This window comes from Pasteurella dagmatis, from assembly GCF_900186835.1.
GTDB classification, from domain to species: Bacteria; Pseudomonadota; Gammaproteobacteria; order Enterobacterales; family Pasteurellaceae; genus Pasteurella; species Pasteurella dagmatis.
In genome coordinates this window covers 291,478-314,165 of record NZ_LT906448.1, presented here as the reverse complement: position 1 = coordinate 314,165, position 22,688 = coordinate 291,478, and the positions used below count along the sequence as shown (strand labels likewise).

General features: G+C 37.6%; 15 protein-coding genes, 5 tRNA genes and 1 CRISPR repeat array (1 of these 21 running past the window's edge). Of the genes, 9 read left to right on the top strand and 11 right to left on the bottom strand.

The annotated features are described in order from the left end of the window. The first annotated feature begins 13 nt into the window (after positions 1-13). Entirely contained in the window at positions 14-1,672 is a 1,659-nt protein-coding gene (locus CKV78_RS01570) for an ABC transporter permease (protein WP_005764724.1), read from the top strand. Between the two features lie 2 nt (positions 1,673-1,674). Beyond that, positions 1,675-2,712, top strand: a complete 1,038-nt coding sequence (locus CKV78_RS01565; protein WP_005764726.1) for an ABC transporter ATP-binding protein — start codon at positions 1,675-1,677, stop codon at positions 2,710-2,712. A gap of 98 nt (positions 2,713-2,810) precedes the next feature. Here the strand turns inward: CKV78_RS01565 and fadR are convergent, their stop codons facing one another. Beyond that, complete coding sequence (fadR, locus tag CKV78_RS01560) at positions 2,811-3,536, bottom strand: fatty acid metabolism transcriptional regulator FadR (protein ID WP_005764728.1); 726 nt, start codon at positions 3,534-3,536, stop codon at positions 2,811-2,813. A 152-nt stretch (positions 3,537-3,688) separates the two neighbouring features. Between fadR and nhaB the strand changes: the two genes are divergently transcribed. Together nhaB and dsbB are read left to right on the top strand one after the other, a co-directional pair. Then, on the top strand, positions 3,689-5,230 hold the full coding sequence (nhaB, locus tag CKV78_RS01555) for a Na(+)/H(+) antiporter NhaB (protein ID WP_032855635.1): 1,542 nt from the start codon (positions 3,689-3,691) through the stop codon (positions 5,228-5,230). A 16-nt stretch (positions 5,231-5,246) separates the two neighbouring features. Continuing rightward, a complete protein-coding gene (gene dsbB, locus CKV78_RS01550) occupies positions 5,247-5,783 on the top strand; it encodes a disulfide bond formation protein DsbB (RefSeq protein ID WP_005764732.1) in 537 nt (178 codons plus the stop codon). Between the two features lie 70 nt (positions 5,784-5,853). Here dsbB and CKV78_RS10520 read toward each other — a convergent pair whose 3' ends face one another. From CKV78_RS10520 to gltX, 7 genes are all read right to left on the bottom strand, one after another. After that, positions 5,854-6,000 (bottom strand): hypothetical protein, encoded by a 147-nt coding sequence (locus CKV78_RS10520; RefSeq protein ID WP_167373136.1) that lies wholly within the window; start codon positions 5,998-6,000, stop codon positions 5,854-5,856. A gap of 16 nt (positions 6,001-6,016) precedes the next feature. Then, positions 6,017-7,474 (bottom strand): membrane-bound lytic murein transglycosylase MltF, encoded by a 1,458-nt coding sequence (gene mltF / locus CKV78_RS01545; RefSeq protein WP_005764734.1) that lies wholly within the window; start codon positions 7,472-7,474, stop codon positions 6,017-6,019. A 155-nt stretch (positions 7,475-7,629) separates the two neighbouring features. After that, positions 7,630-9,462 carry a DEAD/DEAH box helicase gene (locus tag CKV78_RS01540; RefSeq protein ID WP_005764736.1) on the bottom strand — a complete coding sequence of 611 codons (1,833 nt, stop codon included), beginning with the start codon at positions 9,460-9,462 and terminating at the stop codon, positions 7,630-7,632. Between the two features lie 101 nt (positions 9,463-9,563). Further along, a complete protein-coding gene (gene nlpI / locus CKV78_RS01535) occupies positions 9,564-10,463 on the bottom strand; it encodes a lipoprotein NlpI (protein ID WP_081442241.1) in 900 nt (299 codons plus the stop codon). Between the two features lie 88 nt (positions 10,464-10,551). Then, entirely contained in the window at positions 10,552-12,696 is a 2,145-nt protein-coding gene (gene pnp / locus CKV78_RS01530) for a polyribonucleotide nucleotidyltransferase (RefSeq protein WP_095075276.1), read from the bottom strand. Positions 12,697-12,982: 286 nt separating this feature from the next. Further along, a tRNA-Ala gene (locus CKV78_RS01525) sits at positions 12,983-13,058 on the bottom strand. An 89-nt stretch (positions 13,059-13,147) separates the two neighbouring features. Further along, a complete protein-coding gene (gltX, locus tag CKV78_RS01520) occupies positions 13,148-14,590 on the bottom strand; it encodes a glutamate--tRNA ligase (RefSeq protein WP_005764743.1) in 1,443 nt (480 codons plus the stop codon). A 182-nt stretch (positions 14,591-14,772) separates the two neighbouring features. On the opposite strand from gltX, the gene CKV78_RS01515 reads away from it, so the two are divergent. From CKV78_RS01515 to CKV78_RS01495, 5 genes are all read left to right on the top strand, one after another. After that, positions 14,773-14,848: transfer RNA gene (locus tag CKV78_RS01515), tRNA-Val, on the top strand. A gap of 42 nt (positions 14,849-14,890) precedes the next feature. Continuing rightward, positions 14,891-14,966, top strand: a tRNA-Val gene (locus CKV78_RS01510). A 51-nt stretch (positions 14,967-15,017) separates the two neighbouring features. Continuing rightward, positions 15,018-15,093 (top strand) — tRNA-Val (locus CKV78_RS01505). A 59-nt stretch (positions 15,094-15,152) separates the two neighbouring features. After that, positions 15,153-15,228 (top strand) — tRNA-Val (locus CKV78_RS01500). Positions 15,229-15,337: 109 nt separating this feature from the next. Further along, positions 15,338-16,126 carry a glycosyltransferase family 32 protein gene (locus CKV78_RS01495; protein ID WP_032855636.1) on the top strand — a complete coding sequence of 263 codons (789 nt, stop codon included), beginning with the start codon at positions 15,338-15,340 and terminating at the stop codon, positions 16,124-16,126. Between the two features lie 84 nt (positions 16,127-16,210). Here the strand turns inward: CKV78_RS01495 and CKV78_RS01490 are convergent, their stop codons facing one another. The 3 genes from CKV78_RS01490 to cas1f all read right to left on the bottom strand — a co-directional run bounded on the left by CKV78_RS01490 (position 16,211) and on the right by cas1f (position 22,485). Beyond that, positions 16,211-18,064, bottom strand: coding sequence for an ATP-binding protein (locus CKV78_RS01490; protein WP_005764746.1), 1,854 nt, complete (start codon positions 18,062-18,064; stop codon positions 16,211-16,213). Between the two features lie 133 nt (positions 18,065-18,197). Next, on the bottom strand, positions 18,198-21,524 hold the full coding sequence (gene cas3f, locus CKV78_RS01485) for a type I-F CRISPR-associated helicase Cas3f (protein ID WP_005764748.1): 3,327 nt from the start codon (positions 21,522-21,524) through the stop codon (positions 18,198-18,200). Continuing rightward, positions 21,505-22,485 carry a type I-F CRISPR-associated endonuclease Cas1f gene (gene cas1f, locus CKV78_RS01480; RefSeq protein ID WP_005764750.1) on the bottom strand — a complete coding sequence of 327 codons (981 nt, stop codon included), beginning with the start codon at positions 22,483-22,485 and terminating at the stop codon, positions 21,505-21,507. Before cas1f ends, cas3f begins: the two co-directional genes overlap by 20 nt. Positions 22,486-22,581: 96 nt before the next feature. Next, a CRISPR array of direct repeats spans positions 22,582-22,688; the repeat unit is 28 nt; unit sequence TTTCTAAGCTGCCTGTGCGGCAGTGAAC; it runs 2,023 nt beyond the window's last position.

Below are 22,688 nucleotides of genomic sequence, written 5' to 3'. Positions count from 1 at the left end.
CTACGATTATAAGATGTTTAGCTTCAAGAAAACGCTTTGGAATTTGACCGCACTTTTCATTGTGCTGTACTTCCTTCTTCCTTTACTCTCTATTTTTTATCAGTCTTGGCTGGCTGATTGGCACAATATCCAACACCTTTGGAAAACAGTTCTTACCGATTACAGTTTAAATTCTCTTCTTCTTGTGTTAGGTACTGTCTTTTTAAGCTTAGCTTTTGCTATTCCTGCGGCTTGGATTATTTCGACTTACCAATTTAAAGGACAAAAAACCTTACAGTGGGTACTTTGTTTACCCCTCGCAATGCCGGCTTATTTAGTAGGCTATTTATATACTGATTTACTCGATTATGCGGGTCCGCTTCAGTCTTTCTTACGCCAATTATTTGGCTGGACCACACCACAAGATTATTGGTTTCCGACAATTCGCTCACTAGGTGGTGCTTGTTTTGTGCTTGCATTTGTGCTTTATCCTTATATTTTCTTACTTGTTCGTGTCGCCTTACTTGAACAATCTGAAAATCTTATACACAGTGCAAAAACATTAGGCGCAAACGCCTTCTATTTATTCAAAAAAGTTACTCTACCACTCATTCGTCCTGCGATGGCAATTGGCGCATCACTTGTAGCAATGGAAACATTAGGGGATTTTGGTACTGTATACTATTTCGCTATTCCAACACTAACCACCGCTATTTATGATACTTGGCTAGGTTATGGTGATTTAGGTTCAGCAAGCCAAATTTCACTACTGATGCTATTTATGATTTTCAGCTTGATTTGGCTAGAACGTTATAGTCGTTATAAACAAAAAACTTACCAACGAGGCTATGAAAAGAAACATACGTTAAAACCACTTTTAGGTATAAAATTATGGCTCGCACAAATATATTGTTGGGGCTTAGTGAGTGTTGCATTCTTCATTCCGTTCCTCAAATTAATTTATTGGTCAGTGTCTTATTTTGATATGACACAAACAGATAATTTTCTAAAATACGCATATCATAGTCTTTCTAGCTCAAGTATTGCAGCTGTGATTTGTGTGTTACTTGCGTTATTTTTACACTTTTTTAACCGTCTTTCATTGCAAAAATCTGTTTCTCAACAACATATAGCCCAATATGGATTACAACTTTCTGCACAAGGCTATGCTATTCCAGGAACTGTATTAGCTATCGGAATTTTGATCCCTTATACCGGAGCAGATCATTTAGTTAATGACATTCTGAAGTCCTTTGGTATATCGCCTGTTGGCTTAATTTTCTCAGGTTCAATGTTTGCCTTAATTTCAGCTTACACTATACGTTTCTCAGCAATGGCAATCGGTGGAATTGAAACCTCATTCCAAAAAATCTCGCCATCATTAGATATGGCAAGTCGGACACTAGGACATAATGGATTAAATATGTTACGCCGTGTGCATATGCCATTATTATCAAAAGGTATCTTTACCGCATTAATGATGGTTTTTATCGAAACAATGAAAGAACTGAATGCATCGTTGTTATTAAGACCATTTAACTTTGATACCCTCGCGACACACGTTTTTACATTCACCTCGGATGAACAATTAGAACAAGCTGCATTACCTGCTATCGTTTTAGTGTTGGTAGGTCTATTACCTGTGATTTGGCTAACTCGCTCTTTAGTGCTTAATTCTGAAAAAGAACGTTAATTATGAATATATTACAAATCTCTCAACTTAGCTGTGGTTATAATAGCGAAAACGTCCTACAAAATTTAGACTTACAGATGGAGCGCAATGAAGTTTTATGTCTGCTCGGAGCCAGTGGTTGTGGCAAAACAACATTATTAAAAGCCATTGCAGGTTTACAGGAAATTCAGCAAGGTGAAATTTTATTTGGTAACCAAAACCTTGCCAAACTACCAGTTGAAAAACGTCAAATTGGAGTGATTTTTCAAGACTATGCACTTTTCCCACATTTAACTGTCAGAGAAAACATCGCCTTTGGCTTACATCAAAAAAGTGCCGTCGAGAAACAAAAAATTATCGAAAGAATGACCGCACTTGTTCGTTTAACTGGGTTATTAGATCGCTATCCTTACGAATTATCTGGAGGTCAGCAACAACGTGTGGCTATTGCTAGAGCACTGGCTTGTAAACCTCGCTTACTTTTACTCGATGAGCCATTTTCAAATATTGATAGCCAAGTGCGTTATCAAATGATAGATGAGATTAAAGAGATCCTAACTAGCCAACAAATCCCAGCTATTTTTGTGACACATAGTAAAGAAGAGGCATTTGCCTTCGCAGACAAACTTGCGATTATGGATAAAGGAAAGATCGTCCAAGTTGGCGATGCCGCTAGTCTTTATCAAATACCAGTGAATAAATTCGTAGCTGAATTTTTAGGAAATGTAAATTACTTAACTTGCAAAGCCACTTCAGAGTACGGCTTTACGTCACCGATTGGCGATTATCAATTTACTCAATCCTTAACGTTTTCCGACGGTGACCCAATCCCGGTTGGCTCAACTGTTCATTGGCTTGTCCGCCCACAGAGTTTCCAAATTCATCAGGACGATAATAGTAGCTGTATTATTGTGAAAAAACGCTTTTTAGGGCCGTATTGCCAATATCAAGTTCAAATTGGCGATGAACTCTTTAGCGTACAAAGCCCGAAAAATTTCCCTATAAAAACCCTAGTACGCTTGAATTACAAATGTGAATACCCCACTTTATTTAGGATTTAGAGCAATAAAAAATCTGCACTTATATATTTGTAAAATACTTAAGTGCAGACCTTAAGACCGTTTAAAGTGCGGTCACTTTTTCGAAAATTTTGCCAATATTACTGAACAAAATTCTCTGGTAAAAACGCTTGCATATTCACCCAAATAACGCCACTGTCTTTTCCGTATTGACGGATACAGTCTTTCACCTCATCTAAACGTTGCGTTTTGCAAAGCTCTCTTAATGCGCTATAAAAGTTCTTCGCTAATATACGTGCTTCTGGGTTAGAGAAATAAAACACCCCCACACGAGTATATAATTTTTTTAGGCTGTTTAAAATTAAACCATAAACTGGATTATCAGAAGTAAAGGCTAATTTACGGAATAAATCATAGTCAAACTCTGTATAAGCTTCTGCTGTATCTTCCAATGAATCTAAATTATCAAATAGCACTAAAGACTTTTCAGGCTCTAATTTAAAAGCTTTTTGAATATAAATTGCAGAAATGTTTGTTCTTGCTGATAACACATTCGAAATCAAGCTTGGCAGTTTGGTGCTATCTAAGCGAATTAGCACTTCTAAAATGTTCAAGCCCGATGTTTCCCAAATATCGTTTACTTTTGTTGGCTTACCATGTTGGATATTTAACCAGCCATCACGAGCTAAACGCTGCAATACCTCACGCAATGTTGTGCGTGTTACACCAATTTTTTCCGCTAATTCTCGTTCAGCAGGTAAATCGGAACCTGGCGGAAAATGGTTATTCCAGATACTTCTGACGATATACTCTTCCGCTAAACCAGCCGGACTCTGTGCTTTTAAGATTGGTTGATCGTTATTCATACGTTTCTTCTAATTTAAAAATTTAAAATGTGATGTAGCTAACAAAATAGTTACATTAGGTATTATCGTTCAAAGCAGTATATATTACAATTATTCCATAATTATATTTAAAATTTTCTAAAAATTAATATTAACTTAAGGTGGTAGTACAAATGAGTTATTCTCAAGCATTCCTAAAAAACTTTTTAGGAACAAGCCCTGATTGGTACAAAATTGCAATTGTTGTATTTTTAATTATCAATCCAATTATTTTCTTTTTCGTAAGTCCCTTTTTAGCTGGTTGGTTATTAGTTGCTGAATTTATTCTCACTCTCGCAATGGCACTAAAATGTTACCCATTACAACCTGGTGGCTTATTAGCACTTGAAGCTGTTGCGATCGGAATGACACATCCGGATCATGTAAAAGCTGAAATTTTGGCAAATTTCGAGGTAATCCTGCTATTAATCTTTATGGTGGCAGGTATCTATTTCATGAAACAATTATTGCTATTTGTGTTTACAAAACTACTCCTTTCTATTCGTTCTAAGATAATCCTCTCATTCTCTTTCTGTTTAAGTGCAGCCTTCTTATCCGCCTTCCTTGATGCATTAACTGTTGTTGCGGTAATTATTAGCGTAGGGATGGGTTTTTATGGTGTTTATCATAAAGTCGCATCAGGTAGCTCATTTACTGACTCAACAGATATTACAAGCGATGAGCGCATTGGTAGTAATAAAGAAACGTTAGAGCAATTCCGTGCCTTTTTACGTAGTCTAATGATGCACGCAGGTGTTGGTACGGCTTTAGGTGGCGTAATGACAATGGTAGGTGAGCCACAAAACTTAATTATTGCAGAACAAGCGCAATGGGGATTTGTCGAATTTTTCTTGCGTATGTTGCCTGTTACATTACCAACGTTAGTCTGTGGCTTATTGACTTGTGTATTATTAGAAAAATTCGCCATTTTCGGTTATGGCGCTAAACTTCCTCGTAAAGTATGGGGTGTATTAGCAAAATTTGATCGCAATAACCAACAAAAAATGACGAAACAAGACCGCTTAAAATTAGTAGTGCAAGCATTAGTCGGAATTTGGCTAATCATAGGTTTAGCCTTCCACTTAGCAGCAGTGGGGATCATTGGTTTAACTGTAATAATTTTGACAACATCGTTATGTGGTATCACGAGCGAACATGCTCTTGGTAAAGCGTTCCAAGAATCTTTGCCATTTACAGCATTGTTAGTGGTTTTCTTCTCAGTAGTGGCTGTAATTATAGATCAACATCTTTTTGGTCCAATTATCCAATTTGTATTAGCAGCATCAGAAAGCACACAATTAATGTTGTTCTATGTATTTAATGGTTTACTTTCTGCGATTTCAGATAATGTATTTGTTGCAACAGTGTATATCAATGAAACCAAAGCAGCATTACAAGCAGGTTTAATTTCACAAAATCAATATGAATTACTTGCAGTGGCAATTAATACAGGTACTAACTTGCCATCAGTTGCAACACCAAATGGACAAGCTGCATTCTTATTCTTATTGACCTCCTCATTGGCACCATTAATTCGCCTATCTTACGGTAGAATGGTAGTTATGGCATTACCTTACACAATTGTTTTGTCATTAGTCGGTTTATTTGCAGTGGAATTCTTTTTACCCGAGCTAACTGTTATACTGACTCAATTAGGCTTAATCAAAGTGGTCTAAGCAAAGAGGGAAAATAATGCTGACTTATTTCAAAATACTCTCAACTCAACGAGGCGGATGGTTCCTGTTAAGCCTATCAGGAATATTACTAGAAGCAACCGCACTTTACTTTCAATATGGAATGGGTTTACAACCTTGTGTGATGTGTATTTATGAGCGCGTTGCGCTTTTAGGCATTATTTTCGCAGGTTTAATTGGAATGATTTACCCACAGTCAATGTTATTACGTTTATTCGCATTAGCGATTGGATTGTGGGGAGCAATAAAAGGTTTATTACTGGCATTAGAGCATTTAGATATCCAACTTTATCCCGCACCTTGGAAACAATGCTCTGCCTTTGCAGAGTTTCCTCAAACCTTACCATTAGATAAATGGATTCCTGCCATGTTTCACCCTACAGGTTCTTGCACAGAGGTAAGCTGGCACTTTTTAGGTTTCTCAATGGTACAATGGATTGTTGTGGTATTTGTGCTTTATACACTCATACTAGCCGTTATCACTCTAAGCCAATTTAAACGTTTAAGGCCCAAACAACGTAGATTATTCCACTAATCAGATAAAAAACATGGAGAAGAAATTACATCCTTCTCCATGTTTATCTGCTTGTGTTTCAATATAAATATTAAATATCTTGTACTACAAATTGTAGTGCGTGTCTTGCTAGTAAACGTGCTTTACGTTGTTTCACACGTTTTAATCGTAATGCTCGACCTTGTGATAAACGATACAATTTTTTTGTTGTCTTTAAAAAAGTTTTCCTTCTTGCCATACTTCCCTCTTTATTTTTATTGTAATGTAGCAGCCTCTTGCTTCTGAGTATTTTGCGATTGTTCCACGCTATTGATTTCCTCAGAGTCTTCTGGCTTATTTTGTTGAATACGGTAATAATTCACAATGCTATTCATATAGCGGCGAATATTCTCAACATAATGGAACGCTTCATAACCTCGTGCATACCCATATTTCAAATTAGTGTAATAACGTTTTTCTGCCAATAATGGAAGGTTCTTTTTCACATCTAACCAATTATCTGGATCACCGCCTAAATTTTTTGTCAAACGACGAGCATCAAGCAAATGCCCAAGTCCCATATTATAAGCAGCTAAAGCAAACCAAATACGTTCTTCATGATTGATAGTATCAGGCATTTGCGTAATAAGCCAATGTAAATAATCAGAACCTGCTTTAATACTTTGTTCTGGATCAGTTCGATCTGCAATTTTCATTCGCTCTGCAGTAGCTTTAGTCAGCATCATCATACCACGTACGCCTGTGGGCGATGTCGCATCAGGGTTCCAGTGAGATTCTTGATACGCAATTGCAGCTAATAAACGCCAATCTAAATCCCCTTTATATTTTTCAAAAATCGGAGCATACTTGGGTAATACAGTATCAATTGCCTTTAGATAGCTACGAGTGTCCACATAGTCAAATTGAGTTAAATGATTAAAGTATTTTTCTTCAATACGTGCAACCAATCCTGTTTCGATAGCCTTATTCATGAAATCCAATAAAGAAGCTTGAAGCTCGCTATATGAATTGCTTGGTAAATACCAATGCACCGTTGACTCATCAGTTAAATCAAATGCTACCGCCACATTTGGCTTAATCTGCTGCACAGCAGATACATCAATAGAATTGGCAATCACATAATCAATTTTGCCATTTGCCATTTGGATAAGTAATTCTTCAGGAGTTAGCTTGTCATTCACTGACCAAACCAACTCTGGATATTTTTCTTTTGCTTCCTGTAAAAGTGCGGTCAATTCTGAACCAGAAGTAATGCCTAGCTTGCCTTTCAACTGACCTAAATGGCGTGGGCGTTCAGTACCTTTACGATAAACTAGTTGCCAAGAGGCTGAATAGTAAGTTGGCCCAACTTGAAACTGCTCAAGCTTTTTCGGTTGATACAATAAGTTAGCTGCTGCAATATCAATTTCGTTATTACCCAACGCTTTGAATAGTTCATCCCCATTCGACATTGGTAAAATCTCCAACTCAACATTGAGGTAATCAGCAAATGCTTTACTCAATTCATATTCTAAGCCAGCAGCTTGTCCTGAATGATCAATAAAATAAGAAATCGGGTTATTGATCGTCCCGACCACGAGTTTACCTCTTGATTGAATCGCAGTATATCGGTTTTCTTCCGATTGCATAATAGATTGCCAAGGGAACACCATATCTATCGCCCATAGGAATAAGGCGAAGATTGCAATAATACGTAGAAATAATCCTTTCAAATGACCTCTCTAATATTACCTAACTACAAATTTAGGGCATTTTAACGACTAAATAAAAAATACACAAATTAAAAAAGTGCGGCCAATTTTTCTAAATTTCTGAAAAATCGACCGCACTTAACTAGTGCTATCTGTCTAGAATAAAACTAAACACGCTATTTTTTACGTTCTCGACGCTCTCTACGTGGACGCTCATTAAATGAACGGTTACCTTTCTCTTTGAATTTACGATCTTCACGACCGAAGCGAGGCTCTTCGCCACGACCTTTACGTTTACTGCCACGACGGTCACCACCAAAATCATCACGTTCTCGGTTTCCACCACCATTTACTGCACTTACAAATGACATTTGCATTTGTTTGTTCATCACACGAGCCTTTCCAAAAATATTTAATAATTCTTTTGGCATACCTTGTGGTAACTCAATGGTTGAGTGATCATCATAAAGCTTAATATGACCAATATAACGGCTATTGATATCACCTTCATTCGCAATTGCACCAACGATATGTCGTACTTCAACACCATCTAAACGGCCCACTTCAATACGGTATAAGTCCATTGGTTGTGGATTGCCATAACCACGACGCTCAGCGGAACGAGGGTTTTCACGGCCACCACGCTCACGACGATCATTTCGCTCACGTGAGGTTTTACGATCAATAATTGGATCTGGTGGAAGAATTAACTTTTGTTTACCTTGTAAAAGCATCAACATTGCCGCTGCAATATCTTCTTGATCTTGATCTGCGGTAAACATATCTTCCAATAAACTACGATAGAGTTCTAAATCGTGATGTTCAAGTTGCACGGTAATTTTTGCTTTGAATTTCTCACGACGACAAGCTTGTAACACTTCGTGGTTTGGTACTTCAACCTCAGTAATTGGTTTCTTGGTCAAATGCTCAATATTACGCAATAAACGACGCTCTCTTGGTTCAACAAATAACAATGCACGACCTGTACGGCCCGCACGACCTGTACGCCCAATACGGTGAACGTAAGATTCTGCATCTAATGGAATATCATAGTTCACAACTAAGCTAATACGCTCAACATCTAAACCACGTGCTGCAACATCTGTTGCAACAAGAATATCTAAGCTGCCATTTCTTAAACGCTCTAATGTTTGCTCACGTAATTGCTGTGTCATATCACCGTTTAATGCAGCTGCACGGAAACCGTGTTTTTCAAGCAATTCAGTCACATCAAGTGTACCTGTTTTGGTACGAGTAAAAATAATTGCCGCATCGAAGTTTTCTACCTCTAAGAAACGTAATAATGCATCATTTTTACGGAAACCGTGAACATACCAACAGCTTTGTGTGATATCAGGATTAGTTGTTTGAGTTGATTTAATTTTGATCTCTTTAGGATCTTTCATAAAACGTTTTGTGATGCGGCGAATTGGCTCTGGCATTGTTGCCGAGAAAAGCGCTGTTTGATGTTCTTCTGGTAATTCAGCCATTACCGTTTCAACATCGTCAATAAAGCCCATACGTAACATTTCATCTGCTTCATCTAACACCATAAAACGCAAATTAGATAGATCTAATGTGCCACGACGAATATGATCTAAAATACGACCAGGGGTTCCTACAACCACCTGTGCGCCTTGTTTTAAAGCTCGTAATTGAATGTCATAGCGTTGACCGCCATAAAGAGTCACTATTCTTGTATTTTTCGCATATTTGCAGAATTGCTCACAAGCATCGGCTACTTGAATAGCAAGCTCTCGCGTTGGTGCCATTACCAACATTTGTGGATATTTCTTATCTAAATCAATTTGTGCTAATAAAGGAAGAGAAAACGCTGCTGTTTTACCACTACCTGTCTGTGCCATACCAAGCACATCGTTACCATCTAAAAGATATGGAATACAGGTTTGTTGGATTGGAGATGGGGTCTCGAAACCGAGATCAGATACAGCATCAAGTAAAAATTCAGGCAAGCCTAAATCATTGAAAGTTATTGTTGTTTCAGTCATTAAAAATACTCTAAAGTAAAAAAGAAAAGCTCACTCAGCCGTGAGCTAGTGTAATTATGTTGTTCGTCTGCACGTTTCACAACAGCCAATAGCGTATCACGCTATTTTTGGTTTGAACCTTGCTTCAATTTCATTAGTTCAAACAACGCAAAACGGTACTCAACGAAGTTATACACTTGGTTTGCGACGGCCAGTTTAAATAGCGTTTCCGCTTTATCAACTTGACCTAAATTGAGTTGTTGTTTTGCTAGATAAAAATAAGTTTCAGTCAAAACTTCAGCACTCTTTGCTGAGCTAGATTGCGTAAATTGTTGTGCTTTAGTTAACAATTCTTCGACTGACAAATTTCCCAAATAATATTGAACAATATACGTCCCCCACAGTTCGTGATTGAGCAAGTTAGCACGCAAAGCTAAATTTTGCTTAGCCTCTTTTGGGTTACGTTTTAGCTCATTGAAATATAACCATAAAACACGATAAGGATCTGATTTATCTAATTGATAAAATTGAAGAAAATCCTGATGAGCTAATTCATAACGTTCAACGTAATGAAAGTTCAATCCTCGATTGAGAAAGGCATATTCATACTTCGGATCAAGTTCAAAGACCATATTAAAGGCTTCTAATGAAGTTTCATAATCTTGATCCAATAATAAATATAAGCCTAAATAATTAAACGCTGATGCCAATTTAGGATACAGCGCCAATGCTTGTTGAAAATTAAAACGTGCTAAAGTCCATAAACCTAAGCTATCGTAAAGTACACCGCGCTCAAAATGTAAAATCGCACGCTCTTCTTTTTTCAACTTACTGACAAGTAAAACATCGCTAATCTGGGCAATCATCATTTCATGATCGATGTGATCATTAGGACTTGTTTCACCGACTATAATTTTATTGTCTTTCATAAAGACGTGATTCTCATTCACGCAACCTGCAAGACATAAAATCAAACAAGGTAAAAATACGATGAAATTAAACAACTTTCGACGTTGTATCATCTCAGAATAGCCTTAAAGCACAGTCTTGTGCTTGTCAGAGTAAAAAATTACAGTACCCAATCATTGAGTACTGTAACTCTCTCTAAAACTACGCCTGTTCTTCTGCTACTACATCTTCTGCAACTTCAGTAGCCGGCTCCTGTTTTGGCGCAATCTCTTTCATTGTTAAGCGGATACGACCTTGGCGATCAATTTCGACCACTTTCACACTCACTTCTTGACCAACTGCAAGATAGTCACTCACTTTTTCAACACGTTCTTCTGCAATTTGTGAAATATGAACTAAACCTTCTTTATTCCCAACAATAGAAACAAAGGCACCAAAATCAGCTAAACGTGTTACTTTACCTTTGTACACAGCACCTGCTTCAACTTCAGCTGTAATGTCTTCAATACGAGCCATTACATCTTTCGCTGAGTTTGCATCTACTGCAGCAATTTTCACTGTGCCGTCATCATCAATATCAATTGAAGTACCTGTTTCTTCGGTTAATGCACGAATGGTTGCACCACCTTTACCAATCACATCTTTGATTTTCTTAGGATCGATCTTCATTGTGTAAATACGTGGAGCAAAATCAGAAATATCTGCACGAGGTGCTGGAATTGCTTGTTCCATTACACCTAAAATATGTAAGCGAGCACTTTTCGCTTGATTCAATGCTATTTGCATAATTTCTGCTGTAATACCTTCAATTTTGATATCCATTTGAAGTGCGGTAACACCTTGACGTGTTCCTGCAACTTTAAAGTCCATATCACCCAAGTGGTCTTCATCACCTAAGATATCTGAAAGTACAACGAATTTTTCATCTTCTTTCACCAATCCCATTGCGATACCTGCAACAGCAGCTTTAATTGGTACACCTGCATCCATTAATGCTAATGATGCACCGCATACTGACGCCATAGAAGATGAACCATTTGACTCAGTAATTTCAGACACGACACGTACAACATATGGAAACTCAGCCAATGTTGGCATTACCGCTGCTACACCACGTTTTGCTAAACGACCGTGACCAATCTCACGGCGTTTTGGTGAACCGATCATACCAGTTTCACCAACAGAATATGGAGGGAAATTGTAATGGAATAAGAAATGATCTGAACGCTCACCAGTTAATTCATCAATAATTTGTGCGTCACGCTCAGTACCTAAAGTCGCTACAGCTAAAGCTTGTGTTTCACCACGAGTAAAAATTGCAGAACCGTGAGTACGAGGTAATACGCCCGTACAAATATCTAATGCACGTACTGTATCAACAGTACGACCATCAATACGAGGTTCGCCATTTAAGATACGACCACGTACGATTTGGCTTTCAAGTGCGGTGAAAATATCAATAATTTTACCTTCACTCACTTCTTCGCCTTCTGCAACTTCAGCAGTGATTTGTGCGATCACATCAGCTTTGATTGCATCGATTTGTTCATAGCGAGATTGTTTTTCAGTAATACGATATGCTTCGCCTAAACGTGATTCAGCTATTGCTTTAACTTTCTCAATTAATGCAGTATTTGGCTCCGGAGCAACCCAATCCCAACGTGGTTTACCAGCTTGTGCTGTAAATTCTTTAATTGCTTCAATCACAACTTGTTGTTGCTCATGACCAAATACAACCGCAGCTAACATTTGTTCTTCAGTTAATACGTCTGCTTCAGATTCAACCATTAATACTGCTTTATCTGTACCTGCAACCACTAAGTCTAAACGGCTTTGTTTTTGCTCGTTCATTGTTGGGTTAAGAACAAATTGATTATCAATGAAACCAACACGTGCTGCACCGATTGGACCATTAAATGGCACGCCTGATAATGAAAGTGCAGCTGATGCACCAATCATAGCCACTAAGTCAGGACAAATTTGTGGGTTAACAGAAACCACTGTTGCAACGATTTGTATTTCGTTATAGAAACCTTCTGGGAAAAGTGGACGAATTGGACGGTCAATTAAACGAGCGATTAAAGTTTCACCTTCAGAGGGACGCCCTTCACGTTTGAAGAAACCACCGGGAATACGACCTGCTGCGTAAGTACGCTCTTGATAATTAACAGTTAATGGGAAGAAGTCTTGACCTTCTTTCACGTCTTTTTTTGCAACTACTGTGACAAAAACAGTAGTGTCATCCATACTCGCCATTACTGCTGCTGTTGCTTGACGTGCGATAGCACCAGTTTCTAAAGTTACGGTATGCTGACCATATTTAAATTGTTTTACAATTGGATTCACAATGTTTTCCTTATTAAATAAATCAAGCTAATAAATTCAAAAAACTCATTAACTTAAAAATAAAAACGCTGTTTTACTTTCCAAATTGCGACTAGCAAAAATAATCTTTTTTCTACCGCACTTTTCATCCGAAAACGTGTTCAAAAGAGGAAAATTACTTTTGATAGCCGCACGCTAATACAGAAAATAAAACTTTTTCATTATACAGGCTTTTCTAAATGAATGGTAATTTATTTTCAGAAATATCAAAGAATAAGCTTTAAATCAAAAATTAAGGCTTAAAAGATGGTGGAGATAATCGGGATCGAACCGACGACCTCTTGAATGCCATTCAAGCGCTCTCCCAACTGAGCTATATCCCCAAAATTAGAAATGTCGTGGCGGTAATAATAAATTCCGCCACGCTAGCTGTCAATATCAAATTAATGATATTACGCCACAAGTTCAAATATTAAACAGCTTGATTTTTAATAAAATCAATCGCTTTTTGAATACGTGCAAGTGTGCGTTCTCTGCCGATACCTACCAATGTAACATCCATTGATGGAGATTGGCCCGAACCAGTTACAGCAACACGCAATGGCATTCCCACTTTCCCCATACCAAGCTCTAACTCAGCCGCAGTATCTTCAATTGCTTGATGCGTACTGTGTAGATCCCAGCTTTCAAGTGCGGTCAATTTTTCTTTCACTTTTTCAAGTGGCTCAACTGCAACCGCTTTGAAATGTTTTTTCACTGCTGCTTCGTCAAAGTTATCGAACTCTTCAAAGAAATAACGGCTTGCAGTTGCCATTTCTTTTAATGTTTTGCAACGTTCTGCCAACATTTTCACGATTTCTTCTAATGCTGGACCATTTGACGTATCAATACCTTGATTTTGATAATGCCATGCTAAATGTTTAGCCACATATTCTGCTGGTAATTCACGCATATAGTGGTGGTTTAACCAAAGTAATTTTTCTGTATTGAACGCACTTGCTGACTTACTTACGCTTTCAAGCTCAAATAAGTTAATCATTTCTTCAATAGAGAAAATTTCTTGGTCACCATGACCCCAACCTAAACGAACTAAATAGTTTAATAACGCTTCTGGTAAATAACCGTCATCACGATATTGCATTACGCTTACTGCGCCGTGACGCTTAGATAATTTCTGACCATCATCACCATTAATCATGGAAACGTGCGCATAAGTTGGAATCGGCGCACCTAATGCTTTCAAAATATTAATTTGACGAGGAGTATTATTGATATGATCTTCACCACGCACAACGTGTGTAATCCCCATATCCCAGTCGTCCACCACCACACAAAAGTTATACGTTGGTGAACCATCAGTACGACGAATAATCAAATCATCTAATTCGCTATTACTAATTTCAATACGTCCACGCACTGCATCTTCAAAGATAACTGAACCTTCAGTTGGATTTTTAAAACGGACAACATGTGGTTGATCAGGTGTGTTATTGTGATCTTGTAAACAATAACGATCATAACGTGGCTTTTGTTTATTTTGTTCTTGTGTATGACGTAACTCTTCTAAACGTTCTTTTGAGCAATAGCAACGATATGCTAAACCCTGTTCGATCATTTGATCGATCACTTGGTTATAGCGTTCAAAACGTTTAGTTTGAAAGTAAGGACCATGTTCCCAGCCTAAATTTAACCATTCCATTCCTTCTAAAATTGCAGCTGTTGCCTCTGGCGTTGAACGTTCTAAATCAGTATCTTCAATACGTAATACAAATTCGCCTTTGTGGTGCTTTGCATATAACCAAGAATATAATGCTGTTCTTGCACCACCTACGTGTAAATAGCCCGTTGGACTCGGTGCAAAACGAGTACGCACTTTAACATTCGGGTCTAAATCAAATAATGCTTCTAAGTTCATAATATAACCTTTATCTCATATTTCATTTTTGCGAAAAATTTGTGTCGTATTGTACTATGAGTTCATCTAATTCCGAATGTTTTTTGTGATTTAATGCTTACTTTTAAAACAAACACACATTTTTTTGAAAAAATTAGTTGACTGAAAAGAACTAATATTTATAATGCCACCTCACAACGTCAGGGCGATTAGCTCAGTTGGGAGAGCACCTCCCTTACAAGGAGGGGGTCACTGGTTCGAGACCGGTATCGCCCACCACTTTTTAATAAAGTATTCCACGTTGTAATTGAATTTTATGAGGGGCGATTAGCTCAGTTGGGAGAGCACCTCCCTTACAAGGAGGGGGTCACTGGTTCGAGACCGGTATCGCCCACCACTTTTAAGTATTCCATTTCATAAAGTTCCCCCAATGTTTTAAGTCTCAAGTGGGCGATTAGCTCAGTTGGGAGAGCACCTCCCTTACAAGGAGGGGGTCACTGGTTCGAGACCGGTATCGCCCACCACTTAGACTCAAAACAACACTTCGTAACTTGCTATACCTATTAAGTATGCAAAGTCTGAAGGGCGATTAGCTCAGTTGGGAGAGCACCTCCCTTACAAGGAGGGGGTCACTGGTTCGAGACCGGTATCGCCCACCAATTCTAATAAAACATCTGGTCAAATCGGGCATAAGTATTTTGTTCTTTCATTGATAAAATGATAAAGTAGCACTGATTATCCTTTATTACAATGGAATGGAATTTCACAATGCAAAAGCCAGTTACAAATAAAAATCTCATTCTTGTTGCCAATGGCGCAACTCGCTTATTAGGTAATATTGTCAAAACCTTAAGTTATCCTTTTCACGCTCTCTTTCCAAGCAAACGCTTCACTATTCCCGAATTCGATCCTGCTAGAAGCCACTCAAATAAAAAGCTCAAAATTAACCGTATGATTTGGCAGACTAATTACAGCAATAAAGTGACCTTACCGGTCTACTGTAACTATTTATTTAACCGTTTATTATCTCCAAGTTATGAATATCGCTATGTAAGCACCGAAGCTCGTGACGAATATATCAAAACTAATGCCGATGAGCGCACATACAATGCATATAGCAAATTAACTGATGGAGCTGCACAAGCTGACTTTTGGCGTATTTTCACCTTATATAATGAAGGAGGAATTTATATGGATATCGATGGTCATCTTGTCTGGAATTTAGACAGTATTATCGATGAAGAAGATACTGAAGTCGTGATTACCCGTCGTGGTCTATATACTAATTTCTTTTTAGCCAGTGCCAAAGGCAATGCATTTTTAAAAGAAACGCTAGATATTATTATTGAAAATATTGAAGAAAAGCGTATTGATGGGGGCGTATTTTCATTAACAGGTCCTAAAACATTGATCAAAGCCTTAGAAAATAAAGAGGTCAATTCACGCCTAGATAAACTGACTTGCTCGCAAGGAACATTTACTAACGAATATTTCCAATATATGGATAAAAAACGAGGTAAATGGGTCCACGCTAAAAATGAAGATCTTTTAAAATAATCATCACTAAGTATAAAAGAGCCTGAGAATTATCAGGCTCTTGCTTTTCAATCACATAAAAGTGCGGTTATTTTTATCTGAATTTTATTGTGTTTGACTGTCTAACCAATTAAACAATTCTGCGACATCTTGCTGCCACACTTGCTCAATTTGAGCGATCCAATCACCAATATTCGACTCCCAATTTTTTACTTCAGGATTTTGAGCTTGCGCTGCAATTTGTTGAATCCGTTTTAATCCAACTGATGCTGCAGCGCCTTTCATTTTATGTGCAGCTGAAAGCACTTTATCTTTCTGTGTAGGATCGTTTTGATAAGCTTGATAATTTGTTAATAATTCATTCATATATTCAGGCATTGTTTGCTGAAATAATTGCAGATTATTTTTCACAAAATTCACACCTAACATATCAATCAATTCACTTAACATATTTACATCAAACACACTCTTTTGTGTTTCTAGCTGAACTGGTTTAGAGACCTGCATTGGCATTACCATATCTCCAAAAAATTCCGATAAACAAGTTGTGAGTTCATCAAGTACCAATGGTTTACGTAGCACATCATCCATACCTTTACTTTGATATTCTTGTTTGCTTTGCATCACGTTTGCAGTTAACGCTACTAAAGGTGGTAAAAAGTCATAAATACCCTCTTCATAGCCTTCTCGTAATTTTTGAGCAACATCAAAACCTAGCATATCAGGCAACTGAATATCCAAAAGCACAAGATCATAATAATGTTGTTCAAATTTTGCGATGGCATCAGCTCCCGTCATTGCAACATCAACTGTATAACCTAGTTTTTCTAATACCGATTTTGCCACCACCACATTCACTTCAATATCTTCAACTAAGAGAATCGATAGTATTTCAGGTAATTGATTTTGACGTGTTGTTGGTTTATTGACTTCTTTTAACGGTAAAGTCAACGTAAAACTCGCTCCTTTGCCAAGCTCACTTTCAACAGTTAAATCCCCTCCCATTAATTGAGCAATTGTTTTGGATACCGCAAGTCCAATACCACTTCCTAATGGCTTTTGTCCACTCGATTTAACTTGATAATACATTTCAAACACTCGATGTAATTCTTCTTGAGGAATACCAACTCCCGTATCAGAAACAATAAAATAAATATTGTTTTCATTTGTTGATACATTCAACTGAACACTACCTTTAGAAGTAAATTTCACTGCGTTTCCAATCAAATTCCATAAAATTTGACTCACTCGTGCGTAGTCTAGCATTAACCATTGAGGTAATGGCGAGCTTTCAATAAGTTGAAAACACAATTTCTTATCCGCAGCCATCAATGTGCCAAAATTCGAAATATCTGCTAGTAAATGCTGCAATTCGACTTCTTTTGGACTTAATTCTATACGACGAGCATCAATTTTTTCTAAATCGATAATATCGCTAAAAATATGACCTAACGAAATTGCACTAATATGAATTGTTTTTAAATAATCACGTTGTTTATCCGTTAATTCACTATCAAGCAAAATACGACTTAAACCAATAATCCCATTTAATGGAGTGCGTAATTCGTGGCTAATTGTAGCCATAAGCTGCGTCTTATCTCGACTCGTTTTTTCAATATTATCGAGGGCAATAGACAATTTCTTCTCTGCCAACACGCGCTCTGAAACTTCATTACGCAAGTTATCAACTAATTTTTTTAAGTCTTGGCGAGAACGCTCTAATTTCTCCACTAATAAAGTGAAAAAATAAATCACAAACGGTGCAGAAATCAGCCCGAACACAATCGAACGAATCATATCCGCCCAGTTAATTTTCCCAATAATAAAGATACTTAACAGCGCTTGTGTACATAAAGCCAATACTGCAAGGAGAGCAACCCCCAATAAAGAGAAACGCAAACGCCCTAAACGAATCACCCAATCCACATACTTCTGGGTAAAATATCGAATATTTTTCATAAAAAACCTAACTTTGCTTAAAAACGGCGATATTGTATCACTAACATTCTTCCATTCGCAGAATTCAGAAAATAAAAAACCGCACTTTATACATACTGTTCTCTTACAGTTAACAGTAAAGTGCGGTCAAAATTTACCAAAATCCTAAAAATTCATTATAGTACCAATCTAATTTATTTGAATCATATTGCGGTAAGGCACTGCTCGCATAAGTCGTTGCAACAGAACGAATATTTTCTGTGCCTAGTTTTTCTGCAAGCTGATCCAACGCAGAAGCCAAAGACTGCATAAGCCAAGGTTTCACAATCCCCGCTTTAGCACATTCTAACTTCTGATATTGAATATTCGGCAAATAGCTTTCTTCATTTTTATAAGCATTTTCTGCGCTTAAAAAGCGAAAACCCCAGTCAGTATCATCATTAGGCCAACACACAATATCCAATTCTTTTACACTCTTACGAAAGCGTGTCATCATCGGTAAATTAGCCAATAAACGATTGGTATAACGATTATCCCAATATAAATTTACATGATTAGCTCTTGTATTATTTAACAAATCACCAATCACTTTATGCTCTAAATCTGCTAATTTTGTTGTAGCTTGTAATTGCTCAGACTTCACAATTCTTGGTGTCGCTTGAATATGTGATAAATCTTCCAAAGGAATTAATTGCTCCAATTTATGCGTAGTTAATTTATACATTTCACTTTCAAAACCTGGGTGAGTATATATCACTTTACCTGAATTGTAATTTGCAACACCAAGTCCACGCCAATGCGTTGGTAGTAAATAAATATTTGGATTTTCAAGCACTTTATCTGCTCGATGTCGCCAAACACGCCCAGCAAGCTGAATAATAGAACGCATAGAAGAGGGATCAACAATCGCCCAATCATAATCGTGATCACGCCCGACTTCAGTAACTGGGCTACCTAGCACGATGAATACATGATTTTTAGCGTTATGTCTATTCAATGCTAATGCAACTTCAGGTTGTTTGAAAAACTGTTCTGGATGATGGCGATCTAAAATACGATCCAATTTTTCTTCGAGATTAGAACGTAACAACAACAATTGTTTAGAATGGTAACAACATAAATGAAAACAATAGTCTTCAAATTCACTTGTTTCTTGCATTTCTAACAACGCTTGTGCAACTGGAATCATCGGTTTAATGTTTGAAAACCGAATTAAACCTATACTGACCTTTTTTTGACTTTTAGAGTCAGTTTCTCCGTGAAATTGATGCAATTTAACCGCACTTTGTAATAAATGCTGCGCTAACAATTCATAGTTGAACAGTTGATTTTCAATGGGTTTTAAAATCGGTAACGTTAAAATTTCAGCTTTACGGCGCACAGGGCTTTTCTCAAGACATCCAGCTCGCTTAGTAACAAACTCACGATGTTGTTGCATAAATATATCTGGATTCTCTACCTTTGCTTGCACTTGTTGAAATTCATCAACCCAAGCACAACAAATCGGTAAATCTGCTGAAATGCCTTTTTGCTGATTATAAACCTTCCGCCCAGCTTGATAAGCATTGAACAGCCCTGTAATAAAATCTGGGGTCAATGTTGCCGAAGAAAGTAACACTCGACTACCAAACAATCCAGCCAAATGCACCAAACGACTAAGCGCAGGCAAATCTTCTTGAGAAAAATCATCAGGCTCATCCAAAATCAAATCAGAGGTCAATAAACGCAATATTGGCACAATGTGGTGACCGCCTCGAACACTTTCTGAAGCTGAAACTAAATGGTCAAGTGTACAAGTCACTATTGGAGCATAAAATAACTTTTTCGCTTTCGGATCTTTTGTTAAGAAACTCGAAATTTCATCATTTTCGACCGCACTTTCAATGAAAGAAGCACCGTAAACTGCCATTTCATCAAACCAATTTTCAACACTTTCACTGCCATTTTCCGCCAGTTCTAATGCGTTTTCTTGTTGTAATTCATATAATTTTTTGACCGCACTTCCTCCCACTAAAACAGCCAAATCACGTTCGGATAAATCTAAACGTGCTTGCAATGCAGTGCCTGTTTGTAACGTTAATACTCGTAAACCTAACGCAATTGTTAATCTCGCACCTTGTTTAGCATCACTTAATGCGTACATCATTTTGGCATTAGCAAGGGTTTTACCACAGCCAGTACTTGCCATATTCACCCCAAAAAAGCCTTGTGTTTCGCTGCTTTTTTGCAATATTTTTGCCATATTTACCGCTTTGTTTTGCCATACAAAACGATCTTTAGCCAGTTTTGCAAATGGCTTATGCTGCTTAATGCGAGGTAATTCTGTGCTGAATTTTGGCAATAATCGTGCAAAACGTACCGCACTTTGGCACACACCAATCAAATGCTCATCTAATCGCTGCTTAACTTCCCCTGACCCGCGATAAGTATTTGCCAATAAAGGAAAGGCAGCATCTCCTAATTTGTCATTTTTATCTTGTGCAGAATAATAGTGATCTCCTGTCATTAAACATAAGCGTGATAACAACAATAAAAAAGGATCTTCAATCTCATTCAAGGCAAATAACGGTGGATGATTTAATGCTTTATTTGCCCATCTCGTCATTTGCTTTTGCCACGCCTTGCTTTGTGTCGCAATATGGTCAAATTTCCAAAAGAGTTCAGGCGTTGGATGATCTGAAGAATTAAACACCCAGCGTTCCTGTGGTCGGTATTCTTTAAAGAACATTTGGAAAGTTCTCTGACAATACAAACGCACATTTCTTGTATAGTCGAGCGATCGAGAAAAAGTATCAGTAAAAGGTAATCGGTGATGTGAGGTAATTAACCAAATTAATGTGCGAGCTATCGATGGTAACTGTTCAAAACCAGAAAACGTCTTTGCATTGGGTTTATCTTGAATAATTTGCTCAAACCATTTTGGGTTCTTCTGTTCAAATTCGCTCCAATTTGCTAAACGACGAAGCCACTCTTGATCTGTTTTACAGCCAGCAATCATCGCTTCAAATAAGCGTGCTGAAATCCACTCATGACGATAACAGTCAGCCACTTTTGGGACATTCTTATGCTTATCTAATTTATTTTGGAAAGCAATATTTGATTTACCTAAATCATGTAATAACGCAGAAAGTGCGGTCAAAATTTGCAAAGAATAGGCATCTTTCCAATTTACTTCATCTTCAGCACGCAAAATATTACGCATCGTACGATTAGTGGGTACACGCCCCTGAGTGTTAAATTGGCTTTTATCCCCAACTACCCACAACAATTCATTACCATTTTTACGGTGCATCCAATAACACGCGACTGCCGTATTTTTGCGTGCAGTTTGGCGTAACATTTTATACAAAGTTTCTAAGCCTGCTTGCGTGATCACGGTTTGCCATATTCGATCGCCACAACGCTCTGCAAACTGATCTAAAATACGGCGAGTTTCTGTTAACGCATTTTTCTGACATTGACTAACTAGCAAAATATTCATCTGATGCTCCCTGTAAAGCCAGCTGTTTCAACGTATCAATAATAATATCCAATGCACCAAAACGCAGTAAATTCTGAATACAAGCTTGGCGAAACTCTTTTTCAGAATCTCCATTTTGAGCAGAAATAAAAGCTTGTGGCAAAATAATGCTGTCTTTAATAATATCAGCTGCATCAAACACTAACCCTCCTCTGCGTGTTTTACCATGCAGTACAGCCAAACCGTGTGGTAAACCTAATACCCAACAAGCCGTCGCCCCCAAACCATAAGCTAAATAGTTACCGTGATCCAAAAATTGATTAACACTATCAATACTATTTCCACGTTCGCTACGTTTAAAATCAGGATCATTCATCGTTGCCTGATTGGCTAACGCATATAATTTTGTTGTTAAACGCCCTTCTGCAGCCAATAACGCTTGACTATGCGATGCATTCGCAAATTCTTGCTGATATTGTGCAACAAGTGCGGTCAATTTTTCGCAAGAATAAACCCACTCAAATTTAGACCAAATCGTATTTAGCAATGATAATCTCTTCTGTTGTAATGATTTCGCTACATTCAAACGCTTTTCATCATCAAACCAAAATCTGCACCATTGTTGTAAATATTCAACCGGACGATATTCACTTTGTGGACTAAAAAACTCACAACCTATCTCGGTTTCCGTTGCATTAAATAATGGCGTACCGCCACCACTGCAAAATCCAACCATTACGCCTGCTTTCGATAATTCACGCATTGCCGCTTGAGTGATTGATGTTCCACTACTCAAAAGCAAGCAGCTTGTATTGGCAATGGGAATATTCCAATATAACGACTCCTTACCTTGATTTGTCACATACTCAACACGCCCACCATTTAGTAACACTCGGCAATGCTCCAAATAATAAATATTCGCTCGTTTAGAATGCAAAATAGTTTTTAAATCAGAAGACGTAATATAAGGTGTTTTAAGCATATTTCCCCCTTGATAAGTAATGAATAATATTCAAACACTGTTTAAATAATTTTTAAATGAATTTCTACTGTTAAACCACACTACTAACAAGTTAAACTCCTGCACTGCCTGTGCGGCAGTGAACTGATAATGCAAACGGTACAATTGAGTTTTATGTTTCTAAGCTGCCTGTGCGGCAGTGAACCCAAACCAAGTCTAGCAGT